We start from the raw sequence: 25,447 nt of genomic DNA on the forward strand, positions 1-25,447 counted from the left end.
GGTACGACGACGATCAGCCCTGGGGTCGATGCCAGCCGCGGTGCCGGTCGTTAGGTTCTTGCCATGACCACCGTGGACCACGCCTCACCCCGCCCTGCGACACTCGCCCGCCCGGCCGTGCGCCTCGGGATCGCCGTGGTCCTGAGCTTCCTGCTCGGCGGCCTCACGTCCTACGCGCAGGGATTCCTGCCCGACGCGTTCGCCTCCTTCGCGAACTCGGCGAGCGGCTGGACCGTGCTCACCGCGGCGCTCGTCTACTGGTCCCGGGCACGCACCGGGCCCGCGGCGGTGCTGGGGGCCACGAGCTTCGTGCTCCTCGTCCTCGGGTACATGGTCGTGTCGCAGGTGCGCGGCCTCTTCTACGACCCGGTGCTGTTCTCCGTCGTGGGAGTGGTGGTCGGCCCGTTCGTCGGCGTCGCGGCATCGTGGCTGCGGGCCAACGGCGTCCGCGCAGCCCTCGGTGCGGCGCTGCTGGCGGGCATCGGAGTGGGGGAGAGCGTCTACGGGCTCACCGTCGTCGGGGACACGACGAGTCCCGTCTACTGGACGCTGATCGGCGTGGCCGGGCTCGTGCTCGTGGCCGGCCTGCTCGTACGTCGCATCCGGGGTGCTCTGCCGGTCGCGCTCGCGGTCGGCGGCACGGCTGTCGTCGCGGTGGCGTTCTACGTCGCGTACACGAGCCTCGGCTAGGCCGGGACCGTCCGGTGGAGGCGCCCGGCACGAGCCCGCGCCAACCGGCTGTTTGAGAATCGTTCTCATTTCTGGTTCACTCTGTCCCGGTACCGAGAATGATTGTCATTCTAGAAGGAAGGAGCGGGCGGTCCGGACCGGACCGCCCCACCACGATGAGAAGACACACCACTCGCACGGTCGCCGGCCTGGGGGCCGCGCTGTCCCTGCTCCTGCTGAGCGCCTGTGCGGCCGACGGCGGAGCCTCGGGTTCCGCCTCGGAGTCCCCTTCGGCCGGGGCCGAGGAGCACGAGGCGTCCGACGCCACCGAGATGCAGTCGCGCACCCCGCGCGTCGCCGTCACGTATGACGGCGGTGTGCTGGTGCTCGACGCGATGAGCCTCGAGCCGGTCGGCGACATCGAGCTGGCGGGCTTCAACCGCCTCAACCCCGCCGGCGACGAGCGCCACCTGCTCGTCTCGACGGCGGGCAAGTTCCAGGCGCTGGACCTGGGTACCTGGGCCGAGGCGCACGGCGACCACTCCCACTACTGGACCACCGAGCCCGCGCTCACCGACGTGGCCTACGACGCCGTCGAGCCCGGTCACGTGGTGGTCCACGAGGGCCGCACCGCGCTGTTCGACGACGGCACGGGCGAGGTCCGCGTGATCGACTCGGAGCACATCGCCGACGCCGACGCCGCGGCCCGCGAGTACACGACGCCGTCGCCGCACCACGGCGTGGCGGTCGAGCTGACCGACGACACGCTGGTCGTCTCCGAGGGCACCGAGGAGGAGCGCACCGGCATCCGGGTGCTCGACGGCGACGGCGAGGAGATCGCGGCCTCCGACGAGTGCCCGGGCGTGCACGGGGAGTCCGTGGCGGCCGACGAGGCGGTCGTGATCGGCTGCGAGGACGGCGCCGTCGTCTACAAGGACGGCAAGATCACCAAGGTCGACTCCCCGGACGGCTACGGCCGCATCGGGAACCAGGCGGGCACCGAGGAGTCGCCGTTCGTGCTGGGCGACTACAAGACGGACAAGGACGCCGAGCTGGAGCGTCCCACGCGGGTGTCGCTGATCGACACGCGCGACGGGGAGCACGAGCTGGTCGAGCTGCCGTCGTCCTACACCTTCCGCTCGCTCGCGCGGGGCGACGACGGCGAGGCCCTGGTGCTCGGCACCGACGGCCAGATCCACGTGATCGACCCGGAGTCGGCGAAGCTGACCAAGTCGATCCCCGTGATCGACGAGTGGGAGGAGCCCGTCGAGTGGCAGGACCCGCGTCCGGCGATCCTCGCCCTGGACGGCTCCGTGTACGTCACCGACCCGGCGACCGACTCGATCCACGCGGTCGACATCGAGACCGGCGAGGTGTGGAAGTCGGCTGACCTCGGCGTCACGCCGAACGAGCTGAGCGGCGTGCTGGGCACGGAGGCGCACGAGCACTGACGCAAGCCGGACCCCGCTGGTCGGGCGGAAGCCCGCTGGTCAGGCGGAAGCCCCGCTGGTCGAGCTTGTCGAGACCTGGATCTCGACGAGCTCGACCAGCGGGGCTTCCGCTCGACCAGTGGGGCTTCGTGGGCTCAGGCCTGGCCGAAGAACGTCCGCAGGTCCTGCACCACCAGCTCCGGAACCTCCAGGGCCGCGAAGTGGCCACCCTTCGGGTACTCGGCCCAGTGCTCGATGCGCGCGTTGTCCCGCTCGGCGAACGCCCGGATGGTCTGGAAGTCGTCGGCGAAGACGGCCACGCCGATCCGGCCGGTGCTCACCACGGGCTCCGCGCCCGAACGCTGCTCGGTGTAGTGGTACCGCACCGCCGTCGCGGACGTGTTGGTGAGCCAGTAGAGGCTGACCTGCGCGAGCACCTGGTCGCGGGAGACGAGGCTGGTGCCGTTGCCGAAGTTCTCGAACAGCTCGTTGTACGCGAGCTGTGCGACGGGCGAGTCGCTGAGCCCGGCGGCGATCGTCTGCGGTCGCGAGCCGTTCATCGCGTTGTACCCGCCCACGCTCTGGAACCACTGCATGTGGCCGAGGGCGGCGAACTCCTTGGGGCCGAACCCGTCCATCTCGCCCTCCGCGCCGGAGGGGAACGAGAAGAGCTGCAGCACGTGCGCGCCGAGGAAGCCCTCCGGGTCGAGCACTGCCAGCTCGCGCCCGATCATGGCACCGCCGTCGCTGCCGTGGATGCCGTAGGAGTCGTAGCCGAGCTGCCGCATCAGCGTGTCGAAGGTGCGGGCGACGCGGGCCATGGTCCAGCTCCCGCCGTCGGCCGGCTCGCTCAGCGGGGTGCTGAAGCCGAATCCCGGTGTGGACGGGACCACCACGTGGAACGCGTCCTCGGCCCGGCCGCCGTGGGCCACCGGGTCGGTGAGGGGCCCGATCAGGTCGAGGAACTCGAGGAACGAGCCCGGGTAGGTGTGGGAGAGGAGCAGGGCTCGCGCACCGGGCTCTGCCGAACGGACGTGGACGAAGTGCACGTTCTGGCCGTCGATCTCGGTGATGAACTGCGGGAAGGAGTTGGCGCGCCCCTCGACCGCGCGCCAGTCGAACTCGTTGCGCCACTGCTCGACGGACTCGCGGAGGTACGCCTCGGGCGTCCCGTAGTCCCACGAGTCGCCGGGGGCGGCCGGGGCGAACCGGGTCCGGGCGAGGCGGTCCGCGAGGTCGTCGAGGTCGGCCTGCGGGATCTCGATCCGGAAGGGGCGGATGTCGGCGGCGGTGGTGTCCTGGGTGTTCTGCGTGGTCTCCATGTCTCAGACATTACGAGCAGTTCAGGAACCGTTCGTTCCTCTATTCTCTGAAGGGTGGAAGTTTCTCGGACAAGTTGGTTCGGACATCTTGGGAGCCGCGATGAGTACGACGGCGGGGCGTCTGCTCGCCCTTCTTGGCATGCTGCAGTCCCGCGCCGAATGGTCGGGGTCCGAACTCGCCGACCGGCTCGACGTCACCGACCGCACGGTGCGCAACGACGTCGCACGCCTGCGTGAGCTGGGCTACCCCGTCGACAGCGTGCGCGGGCCGGGCGGCCGGTACCGGCTGGGCGTGGGCGGCAAGCTGCCCCCGCTGGTGCTCGACGACGACGAGGCGGTCGCCATGGCGGTCGGCCTGCGCTCCGCCAGCGCCGTCGCGGGGATCGAGGAGAGCAGCGCCCGGGCGCTCGGCAAGCTCGAGCACGTCCTGCCCGAGCGCCTGCGCCGCCAGGTGGCCGCGCTGCGCGACGCCACGAGCGCCGGACCGGTGAACACGAGCAGCAACGTCGAGGACCCCGCCGTCGACCCTGCGCTGCTCACCGAGCTGGCCGCCGCGATCCGTGACCACCAGGGGCTGCGCTGCTGGTACCGCGAGGCGCCGCGCGAGATCGAGCCGGCCCGGCTCGTGGCCTGGCAGCGCCGGTGGTACCTGGTGGGGCGCGACGTCGGTTCGGGGGAGTGGCAGCCGTTCCGTGTGGACTGGCTGGAGCTGCGCACACCGGGCGGACGCCGGTTCGTGCCCAGCGACCCGCCCATCGACCTGACCGAGCTCGTGGTGCGCGAGGTGGCCCGGACGGGCTGGGCGGTGCACGCCCGCATCCTGGTGCACGCGCCCGCCGGCGACGTGCTCGCCCGGATCAATCCTGCCGTCGGCACCGTCGAGCCCGTGGACGACAAGACCTGCGTGCTGGTCACGGGCGGCGACAGCATCGAGATGGTGGCCGTGTGGATCGGCGTGCTCGGTATCGACTTCACGGTGCGGGAGCCGCAGGGGCTGGTCGAGCACCTGGCAGAGCTGTCCCGGCGCTACGCGGCGGCGGTCGGCTGAACGGGCTCAGTCGCGGGTGGCGTGGCCCTGCTCGATGACGGTCGTGAGCCGGTCGCGGGTCTCCGCCAGCTCGCGCATCCGCTCGTCGATCCGGTCGCGCTCGGTGGCGAGCAGCTCGAGCATGCTCGTCGAGGCCATGCCTGAGTCCATGCACGGCATGATGTCGCGGACCGTCTTGCTGTTGAGGCCGGCGCTGTACAGCACCTGGATCAGCCGGACGCGGTCGACGGCGTCCTCCGTGTAGTAGCGCTGGTCCGAGGCGGAGCGCTCCGAGGTGAGCAGGCCCTGCTCCTCGTAGTAGCGCAGCGCGCGGACGCTCACGCCGGCCTGTCCGGCGAGCTCGCCGATCCGCATCAGCTCGCCGGTCCGAGCCATCGTGTGCCCCTCGTCTCATGTGCCTGTACCTCTGACGTGAACGTCAGATCCTACGGTGCTGATTCCTGCGCGGCGCCTCCGCTCATCTGTGAGCATGAGTTCGCTCATCTGTTAATCTGGCCGGACGTTCAACGGAGTCTGAAGGACGGCGGAGGAGCACGATGACGGCACTCGACGAAGAGACCGTGGGCGGCCTGGTGGCGTCCGCGCCGAGCGGCACGGAGCTGGTGGTCCCCACCTACGACCGGTCGCGGCTGACCACCGGGATCGTTCATCTCGGGGTGGGCGGGTTCCACCGGGCGCACCAGGCGATGTACCTGGACCGGCTCATGTCCGAGGGCAAGGCGCTGGACTGGGCGGTCTGCGGCGTCGGCGTGCTGCCGGGCGACGCCCGGATGCGCGACGCGCTCGCCGCGCAGGACGGCCTCTACACGATGGTGCTCAAGCACCCGGACGGGCGCCTCGAGGCGCGCGTGATCGGGTCGATCAAGGAGTACCTGCTGGCGCCCGACGACCCGGAGGCCGTGCTCGAGAAGATGGCCTCGCCCGAGGTGCGCATCATCTCGCTCACGGTCACCGAGGGCGGGTACAACATCCACCACGTGACGGGTGAGTTCGACCTGGCCAACCCGGCGGTAGCCGCGGACCTGGCCGACGGCGCCGTCCCCGCCACGACGTTCGGGCTGGTCACCGAGGCCCTGCGCCGCCGCCGGGACCGAGGCGTGCCGCCGTTCACCGTGATGAGCTGCGACAACATCCAGGGCAACGGCGAGGTCGCGCGGCGGGCGTTCACGACGTTCGCGCGGGCCAAGGACGCGGACCTCGCGGCCTGGATCGAGGAGAACGTCGCGTTCCCGAGTTCCATGGTCGACCGGATCACGCCCGTCACCACGGACGCCGACCGCGCGCTGGTGGCCGAACGCTTCGGCATCGACGACGCGTGGCCCGTCGTGGCCGAGCCGTTCGAGCAGTGGGCGCTGGAGGACAGCTTCCCCACGGGGCGCCCACCGTTCGAGGACGCCGGCGTGCAGGTGGTGGCCGACGTCGAACCGTACGAGCTGATGAAGCTGCGCCTGCTCAACGCGAGCCACCAGGCCCTGTGCTACGTCGGCTACCTGTCCGGGTACCGGTACGCGCACGAGGTGGCGGGCGAGGACGTGTTCGCCCGGTTCCTGCTCGGCTACATGGACGACGAGGGCACGCCCACGCTGGAGCCGGTGCCCGGCATCGACCTGGACCTCTACAAGCGCACGCTGATCGAGCGCTTCGCCAACCCGCACGTGGCCGACACCCTCGCGCGGCTGTGCGCCGAGTCGTCGGACCGCATCCCGAAGTGGCTGCTGCCCGTGGTGCGGCACCACCTGGCGACTGGCGGGCCGATCGAGCACGCCGCACTCGTCGTCGCGTCCTGGGCCCGGTACGACGAGGGCGTGGACGAGGCGGGCGAGCCCATCGAGATCGTCGACCGGCTCGCCGGCCGGCTGCACGCGGCGGCGCTCGCGCAGCGGACCGACCCGCTCGCGTTCCTGCGCGACCGCGAGGTCTTCGGCGACCTGGTCGACGACGAGCGGTTCACGGCCGCGTACACGGCGGCGCTGGAGTCGCTCCACAAGAAGGGCGCCCGCGCCACGGTAGAAACCCTGGTAACCCGCCCCGCGAAGTAGAGCCGGCGTCCGGACACCCGCTCTACTTCGCGGAACCGAGGTTGCCGAAGTAGAGGGGGTGTCCGGACGCCCGCTCTACTTCGGCGAATCCCGGGTTACTTCAGGAGGGATTCCAGGGCCTTGGCCGCCGCGTCGTCCGTCACCAGGGTGTTGGCGATGCCGCCGCGTACCGCGGCCACCAGGCCCGGGGCGACGGCGGCGCCGTAGCCGATGGCGATCACCTGCGGCGTCGCGGCGAGCTGTTCGAGCGTCACGCCCACCACGCGCTCGTCGAGGCTGGTGCGGACGGGGTGGCCCTCGGCGTCGAACAGGCGGCCCGAGCACTCGGCGATCGCGCCGGCCTCGGTGGCTGCCTGCTGCTCCTCGGTGCTGATCTGCGGGAACACCGTGGACGTGCGCTCGGACCAGTGGCCGATCGCGACGACCGCGACATCCAGGTGATCGGCCCGCGCCAGTGCGTCGGCGATCTCCGGCTGCCGGCGCATGCCCGCGGCGGTGGCGGCGTCGGCCACGAGGAGAGGCGACCAGACCGGCCACGTCCGCACGCCGGGCATCTGGGCGAACGTGCTGATGAGCGCCAGCGAGTTGCCGCTGCCCGCCACGGGCAGCGCCCCGACCAGCTGGACGACGTCGCACTGCGGCAGCCGGCCGATGTGCCGCACCGCCGCCTCGACCGTGCGCGACCACGAGACGCCGACCGTCGCACCCTCGGCGATGTGCTCGCGCGCGGTGCGGGCGAGCTCGACCGCGACGTTCTCCCGGGTGGCGGCGGTGTCCTCGCCGCTGGCGGCGATGAGGACCTCGCGCAGCCCGAGACGGGCGGCGAGGCGGGCGCCGCGCTCGCCGTCGGCCCGGGGCGGCGTGATCTCTATGCGGACGACTCCCTCGTCCCGGGCCTGCGCGAGCAGGCGCGCCACCTGGAAGCGGGAGATGCCGCGGTGGCGCGCGATCTCCACCTTCGACTTGCCGTCGAGGTAGTAGTCGGTGCTCACCTCGACCAAGAGGTTCGAGCTGAGGTTCGAATCGGGATGGGTCACCTGCGTCCTCACTCCCGCAGGCGTCAGCGGGAACATCTGAGCGACTTGTCTGGGAGGGTCTTGCTCACCTGAGCATACCGAACTAGTCTGCGGATGCAGATGAGCAAGTCATATTCTCAAATGAGCGCGGCGTGGACGCTGTGCAGAGGAGAGGACGAGGATGTTCCGACCTCCGAGGGGTACTTCGGTGCGAGCGACGCTGACGGCCGCCACGGCCGCCGTCGCACTGGCCCTGACCGGCTGCGCCGGGGCGGGCGCCGTGGGCGGCGGTGACGGCGAGCAGATAGTCGTGGCCATCGTGTCCAACCCGCAGATGCAGGACGCGATCTCGCTGCAGGACGAGTTCCGTGCCGCCCACCCGGGCGTGGACGTGCGGTTCGTGTCGCTGCCCGAGAACGAGGCCCGCGCCAAGATCACGGCGTCGGTCGCCACCGGCGGCGGCGAGTTCGACGTCGTCATGATCTCCAACTACGAGACGCCCATGTGGGCCGAGAACGGCTGGATCGAGAACCTGCAGCCGTACATCGATGCCACCGACGGGTACGACGCCGAGGACTTCGTCCCGAGCGTCCGCGAGGCCCTCTCCTACGACGGCGACATGTACTCGGTGCCGTTCTACGGGGAGTCGTCGTTCCTGGCCTACCGCACCGACCTGTTCGAGCAGGCGGGGCTCGAGATGCCGGCGAACCCGACGTGGGACGAGGTGCGCGAGCTGGCGGCCGAGCTGAACGCTCCCGAGGAGGACTTCTCCGGGATCTGCCTGCGCGGCCTGGCCGGCTGGGGCGAGGACATGGCCCCGATGACCACCGTGATGAACACGTTCGGCGGCGGCTGGTTCGACGCCGACTGGAACGCGACCCTCGACTCTCCCGAGAGTCGGGAGGCCATCGAGACCTACATCGACACCCTGCGGACCTCGGGCCAGCCGGGCGCCGCGACGTCGGGCTTCGGCGACTGCCTCACCCGCTTCGCCCAGGGCCAGTCGGCCATGTGGTACGACGCGACCTCGATGGTCTCCTCGGTCGAGGACCCCGCGTCGTCGACGGTGGCGGGCAAGGTGGGCTATGCCCCGGCGCCCGTCGCCGAGACCGAGTCGGCGGGCTGGCTCTACAGCTGGTCGCTGGCGATCCCGTCGACGAGCGAGCACAAGGACGCCGCCTGGGACTTCGTCTCCTGGATGACGGACAAGGAGTACATCAAGCTGGTCGGCAACGAGATCGGCTGGGAGCGGGTGCCGCCGGGCAGCCGGCTGTCCACCTACGAGCTCCCCGAGTACGCGGAGGTCTCCGAGGCCTACGCGGACGCGACGCTCGACTCGATGAACGGGGCCACGCAGGAGGCCGCGATGACCCACGAGGTGCCGTACCCCGGCATCCAGTTCGTCGGGATACCCGAGTTCCAGGACCTCGGCACGCGCGTCGGCCAGCAGATGTCGGCCGCGATTGCCGGGCAGATCACCGTGGACGAGGCCATCGCGCAGTCCCAGCGGTACGCCGAGACGGTGGCGGAGACCTACCAGGCAGAGGAGGGGCAATGAGCACCTCGACCATCGACCGGCTCGAAGGCTCACGCCGGGCGGCACGCAGCGAGGCGTCGTCGCGACCGGTCAGCCGTGCGGAGACGTGGCGCCGTCGTGGCCCGCTGCTGCCAGCGCTGATCTTCACGGTCATCGTCACGCAGCTGCCGTTCCTGCTGACCATCTGGTACTCGCTGCACTCGCGGAACCTGCTGCGTCCCGAGTCCGACCTGTTCGTGGGGCTGTCGAACTACGTCGACATCGCCGTCGACTCGACGTTCCGCCAGACCGCCTGGAACTCCGTGGTCATCACCCTCGGCTGCGTGCTGGTGGCGATGGTCCTCGGGATAGCGCTCGCGCTGCTGCTGGACCGCCCGTTCCTCGGCCGCGGCGTAGCGCGCACCATGCTCATCACGCCGTTCCTGGTGATGCCGGTGGCGACCTCGGTGCTGTGGTCGATCGCGCTGCTGAACCCGACCTACGGCCTGTTCAACTGGACCCTCGGCCTGTTCGGCATCGAGGCGGTCGACTGGACGTCGACCTACCCCGTGATCGCGATCCTGATGGCCCTGGTGTGGCAGTGGACGCCGTTCATGATGCTGCTCGTGCTCGCCGGCCTGCAGGCCCAGCCGAAGGACGTGCTCGAGGCGGCGTCCGTCGACGGCGCCGGCACGTGGCTCACCTTCCGGCTGATCACGCTGCCGCACCTGCGCCGGTACATCGAGCTGGGTGTGCTGCTGGGGATCATCTACGTGGTCAACACGTTCGACCAGATCTACCTGATGACGGCGGGCGGGCCCGGTACGGCCAGCGCCAACCTGCCGTTCTACATCTACCAGCGTGCGTTCCTCGGGTTCGACGTCGGGCAGGCAGCCGCCATGGGCGTCGTCGTCGTGATCGCCACGATCATCGTGGCCTCCGCCGCGCTGCGCCTGATCTTCCGCAGCTTCGAAGTGAAGGAGTGACCATGTCTGTCGCTACTCCCGTGGCCACCTCGCGGACGACCGACGCCCGGCGCGGCACGAACCGCCGCGTGTCCGGTGGCTTCCTGACCACCCTCACCTGGCTGCTCGCCATCGGGTTCTTCTTCCCGGTCGCCTGGATGGCCATGACGGCGTTCAAGCAGGAGAACCAGGCCGCCTCCGACCCGCCGACGTGGTTCTTCACGCCGACCCTCGACCAGTTCCGGGCGGTGCTCGAGAGCGGCTCGATGGTCTACGTGGGCAACTCGGTGATCGCTACCGGCGTCTCGACCGTCCTGGTGCTGCTGCTCGGCGTGCCTGCGGCGTACGCGCTCTCGATCCGGCCGGTGCAGAAGGTCAGCGACGTGCTGTTCTTCTTCATCTCCACCAAGATGCTGCCGGTGGTGGCCGTGATCGTGCCCATCTACGTGATCGCGGGCCAGCTCAAGGTGCTCGACAACATCTGGACCCTCGTGGTGCTGTACACCGCGATGAACCTGCCGATCGCGGTGTGGATGATGCGGTCGTTCTTCATCGAGGTGCCCGGCGAGGTGCTCGAGGCGGCGTCGATAGACGGCGCGGGGCTGCTGCGCACCATGCGGTCCGTGCTGCTGCCGATGGTGGCGCCCGGCATCGCGGCGACGGCGCTCATCTGCGTGATCTTCGCCTGGAACGAGTTCTTCTTCGCGCTCAACCTGACGGCGTCCCAGGCGGCGACCGTGCCGGTGCTCATCGTGTCGACGATGACGAGCGAGGGCCTGTTCCTCGCCCGGCTCAGCGCGGCGGCCCTCCTGGCGTCGCTCCCCGTGATCCTGGCGGGCTGGATCGCCCAGAAGCAGCTGATCCGCGGCCTGTCGATGGGGGCGATCAAGTAGTCCGGCTCGACGTCGGCGGCGGCGGTTCTGCCCGGATGACCATGCAGCTGCTGCCAGGATCGATCTGATTCTGGCAGCAACCGCATGGTCGGACCCGGTGAGATTTCACCCGGAATTTACGCAAACCGGTCCAAGCCGAGGGGTTGACGTGGAAGTGTGACCGACGCACCGTCGCCCGCAGGGGGTCGCGGGCCGATTCATACGGAGGTCGACGATGCGCACACGTCTCGGACGAGCTTGGGGGAGCGGACTCTCCGCACTCGTGGTTGCTGCCGGAGTGCTGGTGGCGCCGGGCGCCGTCGCGCAGGAGGGCGCCACGCAGGCAGTGGCCGATATCCCGGCCGGTTACTACGACGGCACGGCGGGCCTCTCGGGCGAGGCGCTGAAGTCCGAGCTCAACGACATCATCAGCGGGAACACCCGGCTGTCGTACAGCCAGGTGTGGACCGCGCTGATGGTCACCGACCAGGACCCCGCCAACTCGAACAACGTGATCCTCCTGTACGGCGGCCAGTCGCGTGCGAAGAGCCTTAACGGCGGCGACGTCGGTGACTGGAACCGCGAGCATGTGTGGGCCCAGTCGCACGGGGACTTCGGCACGTCGGCCGGCCCCGGCACCGACCTGCACCACCTGCGGCCCGAGGACGTGCAGGTGAACGGCATCCGCGGCAACAAGGACTTCGACAACGGAGGCAGCGCCGTCAGCGGTGCGCCGGGAAGCCTCACCGACTCCAACTCCTTCGAGCCCCGGGACGCGGTCAAGGGTGACGTCGCGCGCATGATCCTCTACATGGCGGTGCGCTACGAGGGCGAGGAGGGCTTCGTCGACCTGGAGACCAACGACGCGGTCACCAACGGCACGGTCCCGTTCCACGGCAGGATCTCGGTGCTGCTGGACTGGAACAACGAGGACCCGGTGTCGGCGTTCGAGGCCAACCGGAACGACGTCATCTACGAGGACTACCAGCACAACCGGAACCCGTTCATCGACCACCCGGAGTGGGCGGACGCGATCTGGGGCTGACCCGACGCAGCGGAGCTGTCAGACCCTGGTGACGCCATGGCGTCACCAGGGTCTGACAACTCGTGCCTCTGGCCGCATCCGGGCCGGATGCCTACCCTGGGGGAGAAGGCTTGCCGGCGTGGGCAGGGCACCGGGCAGGCGACTCGCACGGAGGGTCGGAGGGTCAGCGTGTCGAACGAACGCAGATCGGTAGCGAGCAGGTCCGTGCCGCGGGTGCCGCCGCGCTGGTTCGTCCGCACCATGTGGGGGCTGCATCGCGGCGTCTACCGCATCACGGCCGGCCGGGTCGGGCTCCGCAAGCCGCGGGGACGCAGCTGGGGAACGCTGCGCCTGACGACCACCGGGCGCAGCACGGGGTGCGAGCACAGCGTGATCCTCGCGTACGTCGAGGACGGCCCCGACCTCGTCTGCCTGGCGATGAACGGCTGGGCCGACGGCGAACCGTCCTGGTGGCTCAACCTGCAGGTGCACGCGGAGGCCACGGTGGACCTGGCCGACGGGTCCCGGTTCGTGCAGGCGCACGCCGCCCAGGGCATCGAGCGCGAACGACTCTGGGCCAGGTGGCAGGAGGTCGACGCGAACCTGGACGCCTACGCCGCGCTCCGGACCACCGAGACCGCGGTGGTCGTCCTGCGACCGAGCCCCGAGCCGCGGCGGCTGTCATAGCGTCGCCGTCGCGAGTGCCTCCTCCTGCCCGTCGAGAGTGATCTCGATCCGGTCCACCTCGGTCATCGGGATGGCCGACGACGCGTCCAGGTCCGTCGTGGTGCCGCCCGACCACGACCAGGTGCCCGCGACGGTGCGCGCGCCGTCCTGGCTGACCAGCACCAGCTCGTACCTGATCGGCTCCGGCGGCGTGTAGTCGCCGTCCGCCTGCTTCCCGGGCTCAGGCGGGTAGTCGCAGCTCCACTCGAGGCTCGTACCCCAGTCGGTGGGTGTGACGACCAGCTCGGCGCGCATCCTGGCGTCGCCCACCGGGCGCAGCTCGATGGTGCGCGCACCGGCCACGGTGGCCGACGTCGGAGCCGTGGACACACCCTCCGGTCCGAACAGGCCGCTGCCCGCGAGCGTCGAACCACCGATCGCACCGGCGACCACCAGGGCCGACGCCGCGACCGCGAGCAGCGACCGGCGTCGGGTGCGGGACCTGCGGGCCGCGCCGGCCAGGCTCGTGAGCGAGACCACCGGCGCGAGCTCGGGGTCGACGGCGTACGGGGCCGGCCCGCCGCCGTCGGGCAGACCCGCTCCGGGTGTCTCGGCGACGAGCGCCTCCGCATGTCCCGCCGTCAGCGTGCTGAGCAGGCCTGGCATGCCGGCGAGCTCGGCGACGGCGGCGCGGCACGCTGCGCACTCGGCCAGGTGCCGCTCGTAGGCGCGCCGGTCGCTCGGGCTCAGGGCGCCGAGCACGTACGCCGCGTCCCACTCGGCGTACTGGTCGCCGCCGTGTCCTGGGTCTGCCGGGATCATGAGGTGACTCCTTTCTCCTGCAGGGCCAGGCGCAGCGCGCGCAGCCCGTAGTGCAGACGCGACTTCACGGTGCCGGGCGCTATGCCCAGCTCGGTCGCGAGCTCGGCCACCGAGCGGCCGCCGTAGTAGGCGCCCACGACGACCGCTCGGTGCGCCGGCGAGAGTGACACGAGCGCGTCGGCGACGAGCCATGAGTCGAGCACGGCCTGGGTCGTGTCCCGTTCCTCGCGGTCCGGAACGTGACCCGTGGCCCGCTCGCGGGTGCGCCGGGCGCTGCGGAGGTGGTCGACCGAGAGGTTGCGCGCGACCGTGAACAGCCACGCGCGCACCGACTCCTCCGACCGTTCGAGGACCTCGGGGTGCCGCCACGCGCGCAGCAGGGTCTCCTGCACGACGTCGCGCGCCTCCTCCTCGTCGCCCGTGCGGCGCACGACGTACCGGTACAGCGCACCGGCGTGCGTGTCGTGCACCGCGGCGAGGAGCTGGTCCTCGGCGCCCGCGGGCGGGTCACCTGTGGTCACGGTCCCGTCGCCTCCGGGTGTCGGTTACTGTCCGGGCTGCAGCTGCAGCGAGAACTCGATGCTGCCCTCATCCTCCACCGTCACGAACCCGAGCGACGGGGCTTCGACGTCGAAGTCGGCGAACGTGATCGGGATGCTGCCGATGACCTGCACGGGGTCGCCGCTGGCCGCGTCGCCCGCGACCTCCGCCTCGAACGTGGCGGGCTGCGTGACGCCGTGGACGGTGAGGTCGCCCGTGAGCTCGACGGCGGTGGCGCCCTCCTCGATCGTCGCCGGCTCGGTGAGCTCGAACGTCGCGGTGGGGAACTCGCCGACCTGCAGCGCGGTGTCGCGGAAGTACGCGTCACGGGGTGCCTCGTCGGTCGCCACGCTCGTCATGTCCACCTCGATGTTGGCCTCGGTGATGGAGCCGTCGGCCACCGTCACCGCACCGGTCACGCCCTCGGTGCGGCCCGTGACGGTCACGTCCTCGCCGTTCAGCACCTCGTCGAGGCGGTACCCGGCGAACGACCCGTCGGTGACCGTCCACGTGCCGGCGGCCGACTCGGCGTCGGGCAGCGGGACCGCCGACGACTCCAGGGTGGGCGCGTCCGCGGCGGCCGAGTTCGCCCAGTCCGCGTACAGGCCCGGCCCGAAGATCGCCGCCGCCCCTCCGACCACGACTATCGCCGCACCGACACCGACCGCCACCTTTGTCCCTCTGCGCACGTCCGCCCCTCTCGTTCGCAGGCCGACCCGTTGCCGGCCTCTGCCCCCTACTACGGGTGAAAGAGACGATCGGTTCAATCGGGTTCTCAATCGGGTTCGAAACTGGGATGGACGGCGTGCGTCAGGTCAGAGGGAGACCTCGTCGTGGCGGGCGATGTCGAACGTGCCGCGCGGGTAGCGGAGGCCGGAGAAGTACATGTTGGTGTGGGCGACGATCTGCTCGCCGGTGATCCGCACGCCGTCCCACTCCGTGTCCCTGGTGGTGTGACCGTCGCTCACGAGCGTGACGTCGTAGCCGAGCGCGGCGGCACGCTGCGTGGTGGTCCGCACGCAGAAGTCGGACTGTGCGCCGACGACGACCAGGCGGGTGGCGCCGAGCGAGTCCAGCACGTCGCGGAGCTCGGTGTCGGCGAACGCGTCGCGGTACGCCTTGTGGACGAGGGCTTCGCCAGGCTGCGGCGTCAGGCCGTCGGCGAGGGCCCAGCCGGGAGTGTCCTGTTCGAGGCCGGGCTCGTGGTGCTGGACCCAGACGACGGGTACGCCCGCGCTCCGGGCGCGCTCGACGAGGGCCAGGGAACGGGCGACGACGCCGTCGGCGTCGAAGCAGCCGCGGACGACGTCGACCTGCAGGTCGATGACGAGGACGACAGAGGTCACGGGCGCTGGGCCTTTCTGAAGAGGCCGGCGTGGCCCTGGCATGAACATGTGCTCCGCGAGGTGTGTTGCTGGGAGTGGACAGTGTCCACTCCCAGCAACACACTTCGCTCGCGACGTTCCTACCTCGGAGCGCCCGGCGACGGGTCGTCGCCGGACAGGGCGCGTTCACGGCGCAGCAGGGCCGCGCGCCGGGCGTGCGCCCGGACCACCAGCACCGTCGAGACCGCGACGAGCGCCGCGACGGTCGCGATCACGCCCCACGTCCCGGTAGCCGTACCGCGCTGTGCGACGGTGCCGATGAGCAGACCGCCCACCAGCACGGACGCCGTCAGGCCGATCCACGCGGCCACCACGCGGTCGGTCGCGAACAGCGGGACCCGGGACCGCAGGAGCCAGGTCCCGTAGGTGGCCCACGCGAGGCACACCAGCGTGAGCAGCCCGAACGCGAGCTGGGTCGGGACCGGTAGGGGACCGGGCTCGGTCCACCACAGCGCCGCGACGAACACGGCGCCGGCCAGCCCGACCACCAGTGCGCCCACGGCGCGCACCCGGGCGCCCTTCGACAGCGTCCCACCCAGCCCGGCGACGACCTCCGGTGCGGAGGCGCGGGGTTCCTCGTCCGTCATGTCAGCTCACCCTCCTCCTCGACGTGCTCGCGCAGCATGCGTCGCGCACGGTTCAGCCGTGACTTGATCGTTCCGGCCGGGACGCCGCAGACCTGTGCGCAGTCCTCGACGGAAAGGTCCTCCAGGTAGTGCAGGACCAGGACCTCGCGCTCCAGCACCGGGAGACTCGCGAGCCGGGCGACCATCTCCGCTCGGTCCACCAGCACGTCGACCGGGTCCCGCGCGCCGCCGTCGGAGCGGTCGTGATCGCTCTCGAGACCACCGACCAGCTCATGCCGGTCGGTGTACTGGCCACGCAGCCGGTTCAGGGCCGCGCGGCGGACGATCGTGAACAGCCACGGGGCGAACCGGTCGGGCTCACGCAGCCTCGGCAGCGCCCGCACGACGGCGACCCACGCCTCCTGCGCCACGTCGTCGGCGCGTTCGGCGTCGAGCATGCGGCGCACGTAGAGCCAGACCGGTCTCTGCCATCGCACCACCAGCTCCTCCAGGGCGGACCGGCTGCCCAGCTGGGCCCGGACCACCAGCAACTCATCGCTCATCTCGCCTCCTCTCACCTGTGCAGTCGCGGTGCACGGCCGTCAGGTTCACGTCGGAGACATGGGCGCTGAACCACCTGCGAAAGGGCCGAACCTCATAAAATGGGCGGATGCGGATCGGGAGCGTTGAGGACCTGTTCGACGAGCTGGACCGGGTGGTGGCCGAGAGCCGCCGAGGGGACGTGACGAGGGACGCCGCCGACTACTGGACCGCCATGCTCACCCGCGAGGGGCATCCGCTCAACTCCCGTCTCCCGGACGAACCGCTCGTCGACTGGCACGGCCGCGGTCTGCTCGGCGATCTCGACGGCGCCCGGGTGCTCGACGTCGGCTGCGGCAACGGGCGCAACGGTGCGTGGCTCGCGGAGCGGGGCGCCGACGTCGTCGGGGTGGACCTGGCCGCGCCCCTGCTCGACGCCGTCCGGCCCGACCTCCCGAGGTCGATGACCGTGACCGCCCTCGACGTGCTGCGCGACCCGCTGCCGGCCGGGCCGTTCGACGTCGTCTACGACTCCGGATGCTTTCACCACCTGGCGCCGCACCGGCGCATCACCTACCGCGAGCGGATCCTGCCGCTGCTCGCACCCGGCGGGCGCTACGCGGTGGTGGCGTTCGCCCAGGAGAGCCAGCCGAGCCCATCTGACCGCGAGGTGCTGACGAGCGGTGACCTCGGCGGCGGGATGTCGTTCCTGGTCGAGGACCTGGAACGGATCTTCGCGTCGCTGCACCCCGTCGAGGTGCGTCGGGTGCGCGACGGCGTCCCGGGAACCTTCGGGGCGGAGTTCCTGAACGCGGGGCTGTTCAGGGTGTGACGGCGGCTCGCGGCGTGACGGCGGCCGAAGGCGCCGCCTGACGGGCCGACCTACGCCGCCAGCTCCGCGTACAGACGTTCCCTGAGCTCGACGAGCTGCTCGGCCGACTCGTCCGGGCTGATCCCGTCCGTGTAGACCGTGGCGGCGGCGACCTCGGCGGCCAGCGGGTCCGCAACCCACTCGGCGATCCAGTCGTGACCCTCGATGATCCAGTCCTTGCCGCGGCTCGCCATCGCACGCTCGCGCAGCACCGCTACGGAACGCACGGGGTCAGGGCTGGGCAGCAGGTGGACGACGTCGGGGACCGGCGCCAGCGCCCGGCGCACCTGGTCGGCGTACTCGGGCCTGGTGAAGCTGGTGTAGCCGGCGCCGAAGGCGAGGACCGTGTCCGGGTGGTCCGGTACGGCGCGCTCCACCGCGTGCGCACGGGCGGGCTCCCACTCCCGTTCCGCGGCCACCCAGCCGACCGCCTCGTCCCGTTCGAGGAGCCGGTCCAGGTCCCAGCCGACCTCCGCGCAATAGGTCCAGGCGATGTCGTCGAGGTCGACGAACGGGTGCCCCAGGCGCTGTGCGACAAGTGCGCCGAGCGTGGACTTCCCGGCCGCGAGCGGGCCTACGAGGATCATGGACGACGCTCCCTTGTGGCGGGCGAAATGTCGCTCATTATTGCCCACCATGCCGAGGAGGACCGTAAGGTCCGCTCATGCTTCGAACCCGATCAGTGGTCAAGGGAGTGGTGGTGCTCGCGGCGATCGCCGTGGTGGCTCTGGCGCTACCGCCGTTGTCGCTGGCTGTCGACGAGATGGCGATGCCCCCGGCGTCGGCTCTCCCCGCGCTGCCTGAGGGCGCGCGGGTGACCGGCGAGGACATGGGCTGCGGCTCGGGAGGGTGCTGGCGGGAGCTGAAGGTCGATCCTCCGCTCGGGATGTCGGACGAGGAGCTCAAGGCCGAGGTGTTCCCGGACGGCGAGGAGTGCGCCTTCCTAGGCCTATTGGACCTTCGGCGGGCGTGTGCCGGGGTTATCGATGTGGAGTCGGAGACGGTGCGGTTCTACCTGCAGTACGAACGATGGGTGCACTGACGATCAGCCAGAGGGTGATCTCTCCTGGTCAGAAGCTTGTGCGGTGACGTAGTGGTGCCAGGATGGGGCCGTGTTCGATGCCCAGGGAGTAGCCGACCTCTTCGTCGCAGTGGCGACGGTCGCAGCGGCCGTGTTCGCAGGCTGGCAGGTTCGCGAGCTGGTCCGGCAGCAGCGCGAGGCCGAGAGTCTGGAGACGCGCGCCGTCTCGGTCATGTGGCAGGCGACGGTCGGGCCGCACAAGCCGGATGCTCCTGACGGGTCCGCGGTGTGGGTACTGGAGATCACGCTGACGAACCCTGGCCGGATGCCGATCGACAACGTTCACTGCACGATCCACTTCGACCGTCCCGTGCGCCGGTTGCGGCACGACGGGACCGCCGACGAGGCTGCGCCGTCCCTGGCCCTGGAACAGACGGTCCTCCTCGGCGGGGCGAGCCGTTCCTGGACGCGCACCGTTCGGGCTCGGTTCGACGCCGAGGTCTGGCTCACCCCTGCGATGTGGGCGACGGTGGTCTTCGACGACATGCACGGGAATCCGCAGACGACGTCGTGGCCGCGGCGGACGCCGCTACGGCCCGACCCCGTCGCCGACTGACGTCGCCGACTGACAAGGAAACGCGACGCTAGCCGACGTCGAAGAAGGTCTCCGGTCGCCCGAGGAACCTCTTCCACAGGGCGACCGACTCCAGCTCTTCCCACGTGCGCTCGGCGATGCCGTGCTCCGTCATCTCGAGGATCTGTGCTCCGGGCAGGGCGGCGACCATTGGCGAGTGCGTCGCGTAGATGATCTGCGTCGCGTGCTCGTCCGCGACGTCCTGCAGCCGGTACAACAGCTGGAGGGTGGAGGCGAACGACAGCGGCCCCTCGGCCTCGTCCAGGAGGTAGAGGCCGGGTCCGTCGAACCGCCCGAAGATCGCCTGGAGGTAGGACTCACCATGGCTGACCTCCCAGGACGGCTTGTCGCCGTACCCGGGCATCCCGGCGCCGGTCATGTACTCGAGCATCCCGAACGCGGTCTCCGCCCGCAGGTAGAAGCCCTTCGCGTTGCGGTGGGTCATCCCCGAACCCGCACGGGTGCGATCCAGCATGATCGCGTCGCCCAGGGGGCTCGTCTCCATGGCGCTGGCGTACTTCCGGCCGCCGTGCCCGCCGCGGACGTCGAGCCCGTAGCCCTCGGCGATCGCCTCCAGCAGGGTGGACTTCCCGCTGCCGTTGGCACCGACGAGAACCACGATGTTGCTGGTCAGACGGACTCCGTGGGCGGCCAGGTCACCGATCGCGGGGACGTTCCACGGCCATGCGCCGTCCTCGACGGCGGCGGGCTTGACGCGGACTCGCTCGATCAGCACGAGGTCAGCGTAACGAGAACTGGCTCGCCTCCAGCAGCACGTCGACCAGCTGCTCGGCGGCGTCCGGGCGTCCGTGCTCGCGGGCGGCCTGGGCCATCCGCGCGCGCCGTCCGGCGTCGGAGATCAGCGGCCTGAGCGCCGCCCGGAGGTCCCTCTCGTGGACGTCGCCCTCCAGGGTGATGGCTGCTCCGAGGTCCTGGAGCCGGTGGGCGTTGTGCGACTGCTCGTTCCCGGCCGCCGAGGCGAGCGGGATCAGGACCGAAGGCTTGCCGAGCGCGGTCAGCTCCGCGATGGTGCCGGCTCCGCTCCGGGAGACGACGACGTCGGCGAGGGCGAGCACGTCCGGCAGCTCGGCGCCGACGAACCCCATGACCCGGTAGCGGGCGGCCTGCTCGGCGGGAAGGTTGGCGGTGCGCTCGAACATGTCCTGGAGGTTGTTCGGTCCGCACTGGTGGATGACGTTCGCGTGCTGGAGGAGCCAGGGCAGCGCCTCGGTGACGACCGTGTTGATCTGGACCGCTCCCTGCGCCCCGCCCGTCACGTACAGGACCGGAAGGTCCGGGTCGAACGAGTCCAGGCCCAGCGTGTCGACGGCCTTGAGCGGCTCCCCGGCCAGCACCTCGGCGCGGACGGGGTTACCGGTCACGACGGCTCGCTCGCGCACACCCTCCGGCAGCAGCTCGAGGGTGGACGGCGAGGACACCGCCACCCGGGTGGCCCGCTTGGCCAGCAGACGGTTGGCGAGCCCGAGCCGCACCGTCTGCTCGTGCACCACGAGCGGACGGCGGAGCAGGCCCGCCGCGAGCCCGATCGGGACCGCGACATAACCGCCGGTGGACAGGATCACGTCCGGCTTGAACTCGGCCACGATCGACCTGGCCTGCGCGACGCCGAGCGGCACGCGCGCCATGTCCTTCATGTTCTCCGCCGTCAGCATGCCCAGCGGGTTGCTCGCCCGGCGGAGCTTGCCCGTGGCGACCGGCGTGAACCGGATGCCCTCGGACTCGGTCACCTTGGCCTCCAGGCCGTCGGCGGAACCCGCCCAGAGAATACTGACCGCCGTGCCCGTCTCGGCCAGCCTGGCCTGGAGGGCGCGGAGCGTGGTGAGCGCCGGATAGGTGTGGCCGCCGGTCCCTCCACCGGTGACGAGCAGACGGAACTCGCGCGGGTGTGAACTCACGTAACTCTCCCAGGACGGCGTGGGTGGGGGCGCGAGGTCAACTGTAGAGGATCGGGAGGTGTCCGAAACTTCGTGGATGTGGTGCTGGCACGCCGCGCCGCGGCGATCCTCGTCCGGTTCAGGGTCGAAAGCTGGCCCGGTACTCCGTCGGTGTGCGGCCGGTCAGCTCCTTGAACGCGGTGTTGAACGCTGACAGCGAGGTGTATCCGACCGTGAACGCGATCTCGGTCACCGGGGTGTCACCCGCGGCAAGCTCCTCGATGGCACGCAGCACCCGCATCCTGCGCAGGACCGCCCGCCAGGTCATGCCGGTCTCCTCCTCGAAGCGCCGTGCCAGCGACCGTGGAGCGAGGCCGACCTCGGCCGCCACCTCCTCGAAGCGGACCTCACCGCTGAGCCGCCGCTCGGTCAGCTCGAGGGCTCGGCGCAGCTCGGGTGATCGCCCCGCGGGCACGACGACGGGGCTCGGCTGCTCGGCGAGCCGCCAGGTCACCGCAGCGAGGGCGGCGAACAGCGTCTCCGCGTACGCCGTGAGGGGTTCGTCGCCCTCGCCCCACGTGCGGCACTCGGCCAGCAGCGCGTGTGTCAGCGGGTTGAGGTCGAACACGGTCAGGGGCGTCGGCGGGGCCGGAGCGAATCCGGTGTCGAACAGGACCGAGGCGGTCGTGACCGGTCGCGGGATGCTCACCCGGATCGGCTTCCCCGCCTCGTTCAGGGCGGCCCGCGCGGGCGGCAGCAACCACGACTGGCCCTGCGCCTCCAGCCGGAGGGTTCCGGTGGAGGCGCAGAGCAGGTAGTGGCGGTCCGTGCACAGGTCGCGAGCGGGCTCCGGCGCGAACGTACGGGCGAAGCTGTAGGCCCTGCGGGTCATCGACGGTCTCGCACAGGCCGATCATAGAAGTCCGTCGCGACGCCGGTCAGGCCACCGTCTCCCGCAGGTCGGCGCTGAAGCGCCGGCTCACCGGCGCTCCGGTCAGGAGCGGACGGATCTTCGTGCCCGACCGGGCGAAGGAGTCGGACCGCAGGTAGCCGGCGAACGAAGCCTCGTCGTCCCACTCGTGGACCACGGCGACCGCCGTGTCGTCCTCCCGCCCGGCGTAGACCCGGTAAGCGATGTTGCCCGGCATGGCGTGTACACGGTCACGCTCCTCGTCGAGCTGGGCGAGGACGTCGGGACGGTCGGTGGCAGCAGTCCTGAGGTCGAGGATCGCAATAAACATAAGGGCCTCCTGAACAGGTGGCGGCGATTGCCGCGGATCGGATGACTCGATCCTCCGGCAGTACGCACCCGGTCCGCCTCCGTCAGCCGGACGTGCTTACGCTCCTATCGGACACGCTCGCGCGGTACGTCAGGCAGGCGTGCCGACTGACGCGGGAGCTGGTGGTGGTGGACCGGTCAGGACAGCTTGATCTGGTCGAGCTCGATCGAGACGACGACGGGATCGGCCAGCTTGTGACCGTTCTCGTCGGTGAGGTGGACCGAGCGCTTGGTCGGGAAGACGAAGCCGTCGAACTCCCGGTGGTCCCAGATGTAGTGCGCCGAGTCCCGTTCGCTCGGGCCGAACACATCGGGCGAGTAGTCGTGCCGCCGGATCAGGCCGGCGTCGTCGATGTAGTACGTCTGCACGCGGGCATGGGTCACGAGGTTCTCCGGGAACGTGACCTGCAGGCGGCGCCAGGTCTCGCCGTCCTCCTGCCAGGGCTCCAGCTCGGCGAACTCGAAGCCCGGCTCGGTGAACGTGAACGGCTCGGTGAGGTAGTTCCACATCGCGTAGCCGGTGAAGTAGGCGGCGTGCAGGCGGTCCCACGGGGTGGCGAGCACGTGGCCCGCGAACGCCGCGGCCGGGTCACGGCGCTCCTCGACGACGTCGCCGCCAGTCGTCTCCACGGCGACCCGGTCCGGGGTGAACGAGCTGCGCAGCCCCGCACCGCCGAACGGCGTGTGGCTGGCGAACTGGCGGTGCAGCTCGATCGTGGCGGTGTAGTCGTCGAGCACGTCGTCCTGGCCCTTGATGTTCCACAGCGCGCCTCCGTTGAGGACGTGGGCCGTGAGCGTGGTGAACGAACGCCACCGTTCGACGTCGCCGTGCGCGGCGATCACGATGTTCTGCAGCTCGGTCATGAGAGTTCCTTTCGGGAATGCGGTGCGATGTGTATGACTGGTCGTCTCGTAATAGGCGAACGGAAGCCGCGCTCGCCCGGACGGGGCCTCAGCGCAGGAGCAGGGCGACCATGCGCTCGAAGGTCCGGACCGACTCGTTGGAGGACGTCGCCTTGGACTTCACGGCGCCGCCTTCCCAGGCGTTGACGATGAACTCGGCGAGATCGCCGGACGGTATGTCTGACGTGAGCTCGCCCGCGGCCTTGGCCTCGTCGATCGCTCCGGCGAGCGTCGCCGTCCAGAGCAGCAGGAAGTCGCCGATCGCGGAAGCGACCGTCGCGCTGTGCGCCGGGACCTCGCCGGCGAGGTTGGCCATGAGGCAGCCCTTCTCGGCCGCGACCGTGAGTCCGGAAGCCATGAGGCCGGCCAGGTGCCGATCGATCCGCTCGCGCGGTGTGCCGGATCCGGCGTCCGCCAGGGCTGCCAGCCCGAAGCCGTCTCCGTAACGGCGCAGGGCGTCGACCGCCAGTGCTTCCTTGCTGGCGAAGTGGTTGTAGAACGTGCCCTTCGGCGCGCCCACTGCGCTCATCAGGTCCTGGACGCTCGTTCCGTTGTAACCCTTGAGATGGAACTGTTCGAGCGCCGCATCTGCGATGCGCCTCTTCGTGTCGAGCGAGACTGCTGTCTTGGTGCGTGCCATCATGACCTCCAGAAACCAATATGACCAGTCGTCTCGTTATTGTCAAGCGGGTGGCCGACGGCGGGCGCGCTGCTGTGAGCAGAAGCGCCGCCGTCCGCCGGGGGCTCAGCCCTACGCTCAGGTATGACCCAAACCGCTCCGCCCCAGCGCCCAGGGCGCGACGGGGTGCCCGAAGGGCCAGGCACACCGTCGACGCCGACGAGACGAGAGCCGCTGCTGCGGTACATGCTCGGTGAACGCCTGCGACAGCTGCGCCATCTGCGCGGCGAGACGCTGGACCAGACCGCCCGCCGCGCGGGAATCTCGCCGCAGTACCTCTCGGAGATCGAGCGGGGCGTCAAGGAGCCGTCGAGCGAGATGATCGCGGCGATCACGGGCGCGCTGGACGTCACGCTCGTCGACCTGGTCGCCGCCGTCGCCGACCGCCTGGTCGTCGTCCGCGACACCACGCGGCAGCCGACCTGCCAGGCGGCGTTCGCGCTCGCGGCGTGAGGCTCCCGGGCCGCGGGACCCGGGAGCCGCACGTCACCGCTGGTCGATCACCTGGTCCAGGAGGCCGTACTCGCGCGCGGCACCGGCCGTGAAGATGCGGTCGCGGTCGGTGTCCGCACGGAGCGTCTCGACGCTCTGACCCGTGTGCTTCGAGAGCGCGACCTCCATGTCCGCGCGGATCCGGACCACCTCGTCGGCCTGCAGGATCAGGTCCGGGATCGCGCCGCGGCCCTGCGCGGCGGGCTGGTGCAGGATGACCCGGGCGTGGGGGAGCGCCGCCCGTCGTCCCTCGGCCCCGGCGGCGAGGAGGACGGCGCCGACGGCGACCGCCTGGCCCACGCACGTGGTCGCCACCTTGGGCCGGATGTAGCGCATGGTGTCGTAGATGGCCATCCCGGCGCTCGGGTCGCCGCCCTCGCAGTTGACGTAGAGCTGGATCTCGCCGTCCGGGTTGCTCGACTCCAGGTGGATCAGCTGCGCGATCAGGGCGTTGGCGACGCCCGCGTCGATGGCCGTGCCGAGGTAGATGATCCGCTCGGAGAGCAGCTGGGAGTAGACGTCCATGATCCGCTCGCCCCGGGGGTGGGACGCGATGACGTTCGGGATGGTGTAGCTGCTCATCGTGCGTCTCCCTCGGCTGCCGTGGTGAATCCGGTTCGCTGACGATCGCGCGGCCTGATGCCCTCGAAGCTCCGCACGATCGTGTCGATGAAGCCGAAGTCGAGTGCCTCCTCGGCGGTGTACCAGTGGTCGTGCAGCGAGTCGTCGAAGATCCGCTCGACCGGCTGGCCCGTGTCCTCGGAGATCAGCCGCAGCACGGTGTCGCGGGTGTGCCGCAGGTCGTCCGCCTGCAGCTCGATGTCGACGGCGGTGCCCGCGATCCCCGCGGAACCCTGGTGCATCAGCACCCGCGAGTTCGGCAGCGCACGGCGCTTTCCCTGGGTGCCCGCCGAGAGCAGGAACTGCCCCGCGCTGTACGCGATGCCCAGCACGAGCGTGGAGACGTCGTTGGGGATGGTTCGCATGATGTCGCGGATCGCCAGCATCGCCGGCACCGATCCGCCCGGGGAGTGGATCCACAGCTCGATGTCGGTGGCCGGGTCCTCGGTGGCCAGCGCTATCAGCTGTGTCATCAGGAGCGTGCCGTTGTCGTCGTCCAACGGCCCGTCCAGGACGAGGACGCGTCGCTCGTACAGCTCGCGTCGGGTGCTCTCGCCGAACATCGGCGGCTTCGATTCATCGGTCATGCCCTCACCGTGCACCCCGCGACGGGCGCCACGGGGGCGGATCTG

At 70.6% G+C, this 25,447-nt stretch carries 31 protein-coding genes; 13 read left to right on the top strand and 18 right to left on the bottom strand.

The features are described 5' to 3' along the window. The first annotated feature begins 63 nt into the window (after window positions 1–63). Window positions 64–690, top strand: coding sequence for a DUF6518 family protein (locus ACNYC2_RS04830; protein WP_419705931.1), 627 nt, complete (start codon window positions 64–66; stop codon window positions 688–690). Between the two features lie 155 nt (window positions 691–845). Then, window positions 846–2,120: a zinc metallochaperone AztD gene (gene aztD, locus ACNYC2_RS04835; RefSeq protein WP_419705932.1), complete on the top strand. Its 1,275-nt coding sequence runs from the start codon at window positions 846–848 to the stop codon at window positions 2,118–2,120. Window positions 2,121–2,254: 134 nt separating this feature from the next. Here aztD and ACNYC2_RS04840 read toward each other — a convergent pair whose 3' ends face one another. Beyond that, on the bottom strand, window positions 2,255–3,421 hold the full coding sequence (locus tag ACNYC2_RS04840) for an epoxide hydrolase family protein (protein WP_419705933.1): 1,167 nt from the start codon (window positions 3,419–3,421) through the stop codon (window positions 2,255–2,257). 100 nt (window positions 3,422–3,521) lie between these two features. On the opposite strand from ACNYC2_RS04840, the gene ACNYC2_RS04845 reads away from it, so the two are divergent. Then, entirely contained in the window at window positions 3,522–4,469 is a 948-nt protein-coding gene (locus ACNYC2_RS04845) for a helix-turn-helix transcriptional regulator (protein WP_419705934.1), read from the top strand. Between the two features lie 6 nt (window positions 4,470–4,475). Here ACNYC2_RS04845 and ACNYC2_RS04850 read toward each other — a convergent pair whose 3' ends face one another. Beyond that, window positions 4,476–4,844 carry a MerR family transcriptional regulator gene (locus ACNYC2_RS04850; protein WP_419705935.1) on the bottom strand — a complete coding sequence of 123 codons (369 nt, stop codon included), beginning with the start codon at window positions 4,842–4,844 and terminating at the stop codon, window positions 4,476–4,478. 161 nt (window positions 4,845–5,005) lie between these two features. Between ACNYC2_RS04850 and ACNYC2_RS04855 the strand changes: the two genes are divergently transcribed. Next, on the top strand, window positions 5,006–6,508 hold the full coding sequence (locus ACNYC2_RS04855) for a mannitol dehydrogenase family protein (RefSeq protein WP_419705936.1): 1,503 nt from the start codon (window positions 5,006–5,008) through the stop codon (window positions 6,506–6,508). A 95-nt stretch (window positions 6,509–6,603) separates the two neighbouring features. On the opposite strand, the gene ACNYC2_RS04860 is transcribed toward ACNYC2_RS04855, so the two are convergent. Then, the gene (locus ACNYC2_RS04860) at window positions 6,604–7,545 is read right to left on the bottom strand and encodes a sugar-binding transcriptional regulator (RefSeq protein ID WP_419705937.1); all 942 of its coding nucleotides are present in this window, start codon (window positions 7,543–7,545) and stop codon (window positions 6,604–6,606) included. A 160-nt stretch (window positions 7,546–7,705) separates the two neighbouring features. Here ACNYC2_RS04860 and ACNYC2_RS04865 point away from each other — a divergent pair, with 160 nt between their 5' ends. The 5 genes from ACNYC2_RS04865 to ACNYC2_RS04885 all read left to right on the top strand — a co-directional run bounded on the left by ACNYC2_RS04865 (window position 7,706) and on the right by ACNYC2_RS04885 (window position 12,588). Next, window positions 7,706–9,082, top strand: coding sequence for an ABC transporter substrate-binding protein (locus ACNYC2_RS04865; protein WP_419705938.1), 1,377 nt, complete (start codon window positions 7,706–7,708; stop codon window positions 9,080–9,082). Beyond that, on the top strand, window positions 9,079–10,026 hold the full coding sequence (locus ACNYC2_RS04870; protein ID WP_419705939.1) for a carbohydrate ABC transporter permease: 948 nt from the start codon (window positions 9,079–9,081) through the stop codon (window positions 10,024–10,026). Before ACNYC2_RS04865 ends, ACNYC2_RS04870 begins: the two co-directional genes overlap by 4 nt. A gap of 2 nt (window positions 10,027–10,028) precedes the next feature. Further along, window positions 10,029–10,898 (top strand): carbohydrate ABC transporter permease, encoded by an 870-nt coding sequence (locus tag ACNYC2_RS04875; RefSeq protein ID WP_419705940.1) that lies wholly within the window; start codon window positions 10,029–10,031, stop codon window positions 10,896–10,898. Between the two features lie 214 nt (window positions 10,899–11,112). Beyond that, window positions 11,113–11,922, top strand: coding sequence for an endonuclease I family protein (locus ACNYC2_RS04880; RefSeq protein WP_419705941.1), 810 nt, complete (start codon window positions 11,113–11,115; stop codon window positions 11,920–11,922). A gap of 168 nt (window positions 11,923–12,090) precedes the next feature. Next, window positions 12,091–12,588, top strand: coding sequence for a nitroreductase/quinone reductase family protein (locus tag ACNYC2_RS04885; protein ID WP_419705942.1), 498 nt, complete (start codon window positions 12,091–12,093; stop codon window positions 12,586–12,588). Here the strand turns inward: ACNYC2_RS04885 and ACNYC2_RS04890 are convergent. From ACNYC2_RS04890 to ACNYC2_RS04915, 6 genes are all read right to left on the bottom strand, one after another. Continuing rightward, window positions 12,583–13,389, bottom strand: a complete 807-nt coding sequence (locus ACNYC2_RS04890) for an anti-sigma factor family protein (RefSeq protein WP_419705943.1) — start codon at window positions 13,387–13,389, stop codon at window positions 12,583–12,585. The two genes, ACNYC2_RS04885 and ACNYC2_RS04890, sit on opposite strands and share 6 nt — an antisense overlap. Continuing rightward, window positions 13,386–13,910, bottom strand: a complete 525-nt coding sequence (locus tag ACNYC2_RS04895) for a sigma-70 family RNA polymerase sigma factor (protein ID WP_357445433.1) — start codon at window positions 13,908–13,910, stop codon at window positions 13,386–13,388. The genes ACNYC2_RS04890 and ACNYC2_RS04895 overlap by 4 nt, the downstream gene beginning before the upstream one ends. A gap of 24 nt (window positions 13,911–13,934) precedes the next feature. Then, window positions 13,935–14,618 (bottom strand): YceI family protein, encoded by a 684-nt coding sequence (locus ACNYC2_RS04900; protein WP_419705944.1) that lies wholly within the window; start codon window positions 14,616–14,618, stop codon window positions 13,935–13,937. A 126-nt stretch (window positions 14,619–14,744) separates the two neighbouring features. Then, complete coding sequence (locus ACNYC2_RS04905) at window positions 14,745–15,275, bottom strand: cysteine hydrolase family protein (RefSeq protein WP_419705945.1); 531 nt, start codon at window positions 15,273–15,275, stop codon at window positions 14,745–14,747. Window positions 15,276–15,394: 119 nt separating this feature from the next. After that, on the bottom strand, window positions 15,395–15,901 hold the full coding sequence (locus tag ACNYC2_RS04910; RefSeq protein ID WP_419705946.1) for a hypothetical protein: 507 nt from the start codon (window positions 15,899–15,901) through the stop codon (window positions 15,395–15,397). Continuing rightward, the gene (locus ACNYC2_RS04915; RefSeq protein WP_419705947.1) at window positions 15,898–16,443 is read right to left on the bottom strand and encodes an RNA polymerase sigma factor; all 546 of its coding nucleotides are present in this window, start codon (window positions 16,441–16,443) and stop codon (window positions 15,898–15,900) included. The genes ACNYC2_RS04910 and ACNYC2_RS04915 overlap by 4 nt, the downstream gene beginning before the upstream one ends. Window positions 16,444–16,550: 107 nt before the next feature. Here ACNYC2_RS04915 and ACNYC2_RS04920 point away from each other — a divergent pair, with 107 nt between their 5' ends. Beyond that, window positions 16,551–17,252, top strand: a complete 702-nt coding sequence (locus ACNYC2_RS04920; protein ID WP_419705948.1) for a class I SAM-dependent methyltransferase — start codon at window positions 16,551–16,553, stop codon at window positions 17,250–17,252. 50 nt (window positions 17,253–17,302) lie between these two features. Here the strand turns inward: ACNYC2_RS04920 and ACNYC2_RS04925 are convergent, their stop codons facing one another. Next, complete coding sequence (locus ACNYC2_RS04925) at window positions 17,303–17,878, bottom strand: shikimate kinase (protein WP_419705949.1); 576 nt, start codon at window positions 17,876–17,878, stop codon at window positions 17,303–17,305. A 77-nt stretch (window positions 17,879–17,955) separates the two neighbouring features. On the opposite strand from ACNYC2_RS04925, the gene ACNYC2_RS04930 reads away from it, so the two are divergent. Both ACNYC2_RS04930 and ACNYC2_RS04935 read left to right on the top strand, forming a co-directional pair. Further along, window positions 17,956–18,333, top strand: a complete 378-nt coding sequence (locus ACNYC2_RS04930; protein ID WP_419705950.1) for a hypothetical protein — start codon at window positions 17,956–17,958, stop codon at window positions 18,331–18,333. Window positions 18,334–18,403: 70 nt separating this feature from the next. After that, the gene (locus ACNYC2_RS04935) at window positions 18,404–18,928 is read left to right on the top strand and encodes a hypothetical protein (RefSeq protein ID WP_419705951.1); all 525 of its coding nucleotides are present in this window, start codon (window positions 18,404–18,406) and stop codon (window positions 18,926–18,928) included. Window positions 18,929–18,956: 28 nt separating this feature from the next. Here ACNYC2_RS04935 and ACNYC2_RS04940 read toward each other — a convergent pair whose 3' ends face one another. From ACNYC2_RS04940 to ACNYC2_RS04965, 6 genes are all read right to left on the bottom strand, one after another. Continuing rightward, window positions 18,957–19,682 (bottom strand): ATP-binding cassette domain-containing protein, encoded by a 726-nt coding sequence (locus tag ACNYC2_RS04940; protein WP_419705952.1) that lies wholly within the window; start codon window positions 19,680–19,682, stop codon window positions 18,957–18,959. Between the two features lie 4 nt (window positions 19,683–19,686). After that, window positions 19,687–20,862 (bottom strand): UDP-N-acetylglucosamine--N-acetylmuramyl-(pentapeptide) pyrophosphoryl-undecaprenol N-acetylglucosamine transferase, encoded by a 1,176-nt coding sequence (locus ACNYC2_RS04945; protein ID WP_419705953.1) that lies wholly within the window; start codon window positions 20,860–20,862, stop codon window positions 19,687–19,689. 118 nt (window positions 20,863–20,980) lie between these two features. Beyond that, on the bottom strand, window positions 20,981–21,733 hold the full coding sequence (locus ACNYC2_RS04950; RefSeq protein ID WP_419705954.1) for an AraC family transcriptional regulator: 753 nt from the start codon (window positions 21,731–21,733) through the stop codon (window positions 20,981–20,983). Between the two features lie 46 nt (window positions 21,734–21,779). Further along, window positions 21,780–22,082 (bottom strand): putative quinol monooxygenase, encoded by a 303-nt coding sequence (locus ACNYC2_RS04955; RefSeq protein ID WP_419705955.1) that lies wholly within the window; start codon window positions 22,080–22,082, stop codon window positions 21,780–21,782. Between the two features lie 176 nt (window positions 22,083–22,258). Continuing rightward, window positions 22,259–22,984, bottom strand: a complete 726-nt coding sequence (locus tag ACNYC2_RS04960; protein ID WP_419705956.1) for a hypothetical protein — start codon at window positions 22,982–22,984, stop codon at window positions 22,259–22,261. 88 nt (window positions 22,985–23,072) lie between these two features. Continuing rightward, window positions 23,073–23,663 carry a TetR/AcrR family transcriptional regulator gene (locus ACNYC2_RS04965; RefSeq protein ID WP_419705957.1) on the bottom strand — a complete coding sequence of 197 codons (591 nt, stop codon included), beginning with the start codon at window positions 23,661–23,663 and terminating at the stop codon, window positions 23,073–23,075. Between the two features lie 123 nt (window positions 23,664–23,786). Here ACNYC2_RS04965 and ACNYC2_RS04970 point away from each other — a divergent pair, with 123 nt between their 5' ends. Continuing rightward, window positions 23,787–24,155, top strand: coding sequence for a helix-turn-helix domain-containing protein (locus ACNYC2_RS04970; protein ID WP_419705958.1), 369 nt, complete (start codon window positions 23,787–23,789; stop codon window positions 24,153–24,155). Window positions 24,156–24,188: 33 nt separating this feature from the next. Here ACNYC2_RS04970 and ACNYC2_RS04975 read toward each other — a convergent pair whose 3' ends face one another. Beyond that, a complete protein-coding gene (locus ACNYC2_RS04975; RefSeq protein ID WP_357505104.1) occupies window positions 24,189–24,776 on the bottom strand; it encodes a ClpP family protease in 588 nt (195 codons plus the stop codon). Continuing rightward, complete coding sequence (locus ACNYC2_RS04980) at window positions 24,773–25,402, bottom strand: ClpP family protease (protein ID WP_419705959.1); 630 nt, start codon at window positions 25,400–25,402, stop codon at window positions 24,773–24,775. The genes ACNYC2_RS04975 and ACNYC2_RS04980 overlap by 4 nt, the downstream gene beginning before the upstream one ends. Between the last annotated feature and the right edge of the window lie 45 nt (window positions 25,403–25,447).

It is taken from the genome of Promicromonospora sp. NFX87, from assembly GCF_048564965.1.
GTDB lineage: Bacteria > Actinomycetota > Actinomycetes > Actinomycetales > Cellulomonadaceae > Promicromonospora.

Excerpts from the sequence above, each read along its gene's own strand:
- ACNYC2_RS04915 (WP_419705947.1), bottom strand. The coding sequence starts at position 16,443 with ATGAGCGATGAGTTGCTGGTGGTCCGGGCCCAGCTGGGCAGCCGGTCC.
- ACNYC2_RS04965 (WP_419705957.1), bottom strand. The coding sequence starts at position 23,663 with ATGGCACGCACCAAGACAGCAGTCTCGCTCGACACGAAGAGGCGCATC.
- ACNYC2_RS04845 (WP_419705934.1), top strand. The coding sequence starts at position 3,522 with ATGAGTACGACGGCGGGGCGTCTGCTCGCCCTTCTTGGCATGCTGCAG.
- ACNYC2_RS04975 (WP_357505104.1), bottom strand. The coding sequence starts at position 24,776 with ATGAGCAGCTACACCATCCCGAACGTCATCGCGTCCCACCCCCGGGGC.
- ACNYC2_RS04910 (WP_419705946.1), bottom strand. The coding sequence starts at position 15,901 with ATGACGGACGAGGAACCCCGCGCCTCCGCACCGGAGGTCGTCGCCGGG.
- ACNYC2_RS04920 (WP_419705948.1), top strand. The coding sequence starts at position 16,551 with ATGCGGATCGGGAGCGTTGAGGACCTGTTCGACGAGCTGGACCGGGTG.
- ACNYC2_RS04840 (WP_419705933.1), bottom strand. The coding sequence starts at position 3,421 with ATGGAGACCACGCAGAACACCCAGGACACCACCGCCGCCGACATCCGC.
- ACNYC2_RS04955 (WP_419705955.1), bottom strand. The coding sequence starts at position 22,082 with ATGTTTATTGCGATCCTCGACCTCAGGACTGCTGCCACCGACCGTCCC.
- ACNYC2_RS04970 (WP_419705958.1), top strand. The coding sequence starts at position 23,787 with ATGACCCAAACCGCTCCGCCCCAGCGCCCAGGGCGCGACGGGGTGCCC.
- ACNYC2_RS04880 (WP_419705941.1), top strand. The coding sequence starts at position 11,113 with ATGCGCACACGTCTCGGACGAGCTTGGGGGAGCGGACTCTCCGCACTC.
- ACNYC2_RS04870 (WP_419705939.1), top strand. The coding sequence starts at position 9,079 with ATGAGCACCTCGACCATCGACCGGCTCGAAGGCTCACGCCGGGCGGCA.
- aztD (WP_419705932.1), top strand. The coding sequence starts at position 846 with ATGAGAAGACACACCACTCGCACGGTCGCCGGCCTGGGGGCCGCGCTG.
- ACNYC2_RS04925 (WP_419705949.1), bottom strand. The coding sequence starts at position 17,878 with ATGATCCTCGTAGGCCCGCTCGCGGCCGGGAAGTCCACGCTCGGCGCA.
- ACNYC2_RS04930 (WP_419705950.1), top strand. The coding sequence starts at position 17,956 with ATGCTTCGAACCCGATCAGTGGTCAAGGGAGTGGTGGTGCTCGCGGCG.
- ACNYC2_RS04890 (WP_419705943.1), bottom strand. The coding sequence starts at position 13,389 with ATGATCCCGGCAGACCCAGGACACGGCGGCGACCAGTACGCCGAGTGG.
- ACNYC2_RS04865 (WP_419705938.1), top strand. The coding sequence starts at position 7,706 with ATGTTCCGACCTCCGAGGGGTACTTCGGTGCGAGCGACGCTGACGGCC.
- ACNYC2_RS04960 (WP_419705956.1), bottom strand. The coding sequence starts at position 22,984 with ATGACCGAGCTGCAGAACATCGTGATCGCCGCGCACGGCGACGTCGAA.
- ACNYC2_RS04830 (WP_419705931.1), top strand. The coding sequence starts at position 64 with ATGACCACCGTGGACCACGCCTCACCCCGCCCTGCGACACTCGCCCGC.
- ACNYC2_RS04980 (WP_419705959.1), bottom strand. The coding sequence starts at position 25,402 with ATGACCGATGAATCGAAGCCGCCGATGTTCGGCGAGAGCACCCGACGC.
- ACNYC2_RS04950 (WP_419705954.1), bottom strand. The coding sequence starts at position 21,733 with ATGACCCGCAGGGCCTACAGCTTCGCCCGTACGTTCGCGCCGGAGCCC.
- ACNYC2_RS04850 (WP_419705935.1), bottom strand. The coding sequence starts at position 4,844 with ATGGCTCGGACCGGCGAGCTGATGCGGATCGGCGAGCTCGCCGGACAG.
- ACNYC2_RS04875 (WP_419705940.1), top strand. The coding sequence starts at position 10,029 with ATGTCTGTCGCTACTCCCGTGGCCACCTCGCGGACGACCGACGCCCGG.
- ACNYC2_RS04855 (WP_419705936.1), top strand. The coding sequence starts at position 5,006 with ATGACGGCACTCGACGAAGAGACCGTGGGCGGCCTGGTGGCGTCCGCG.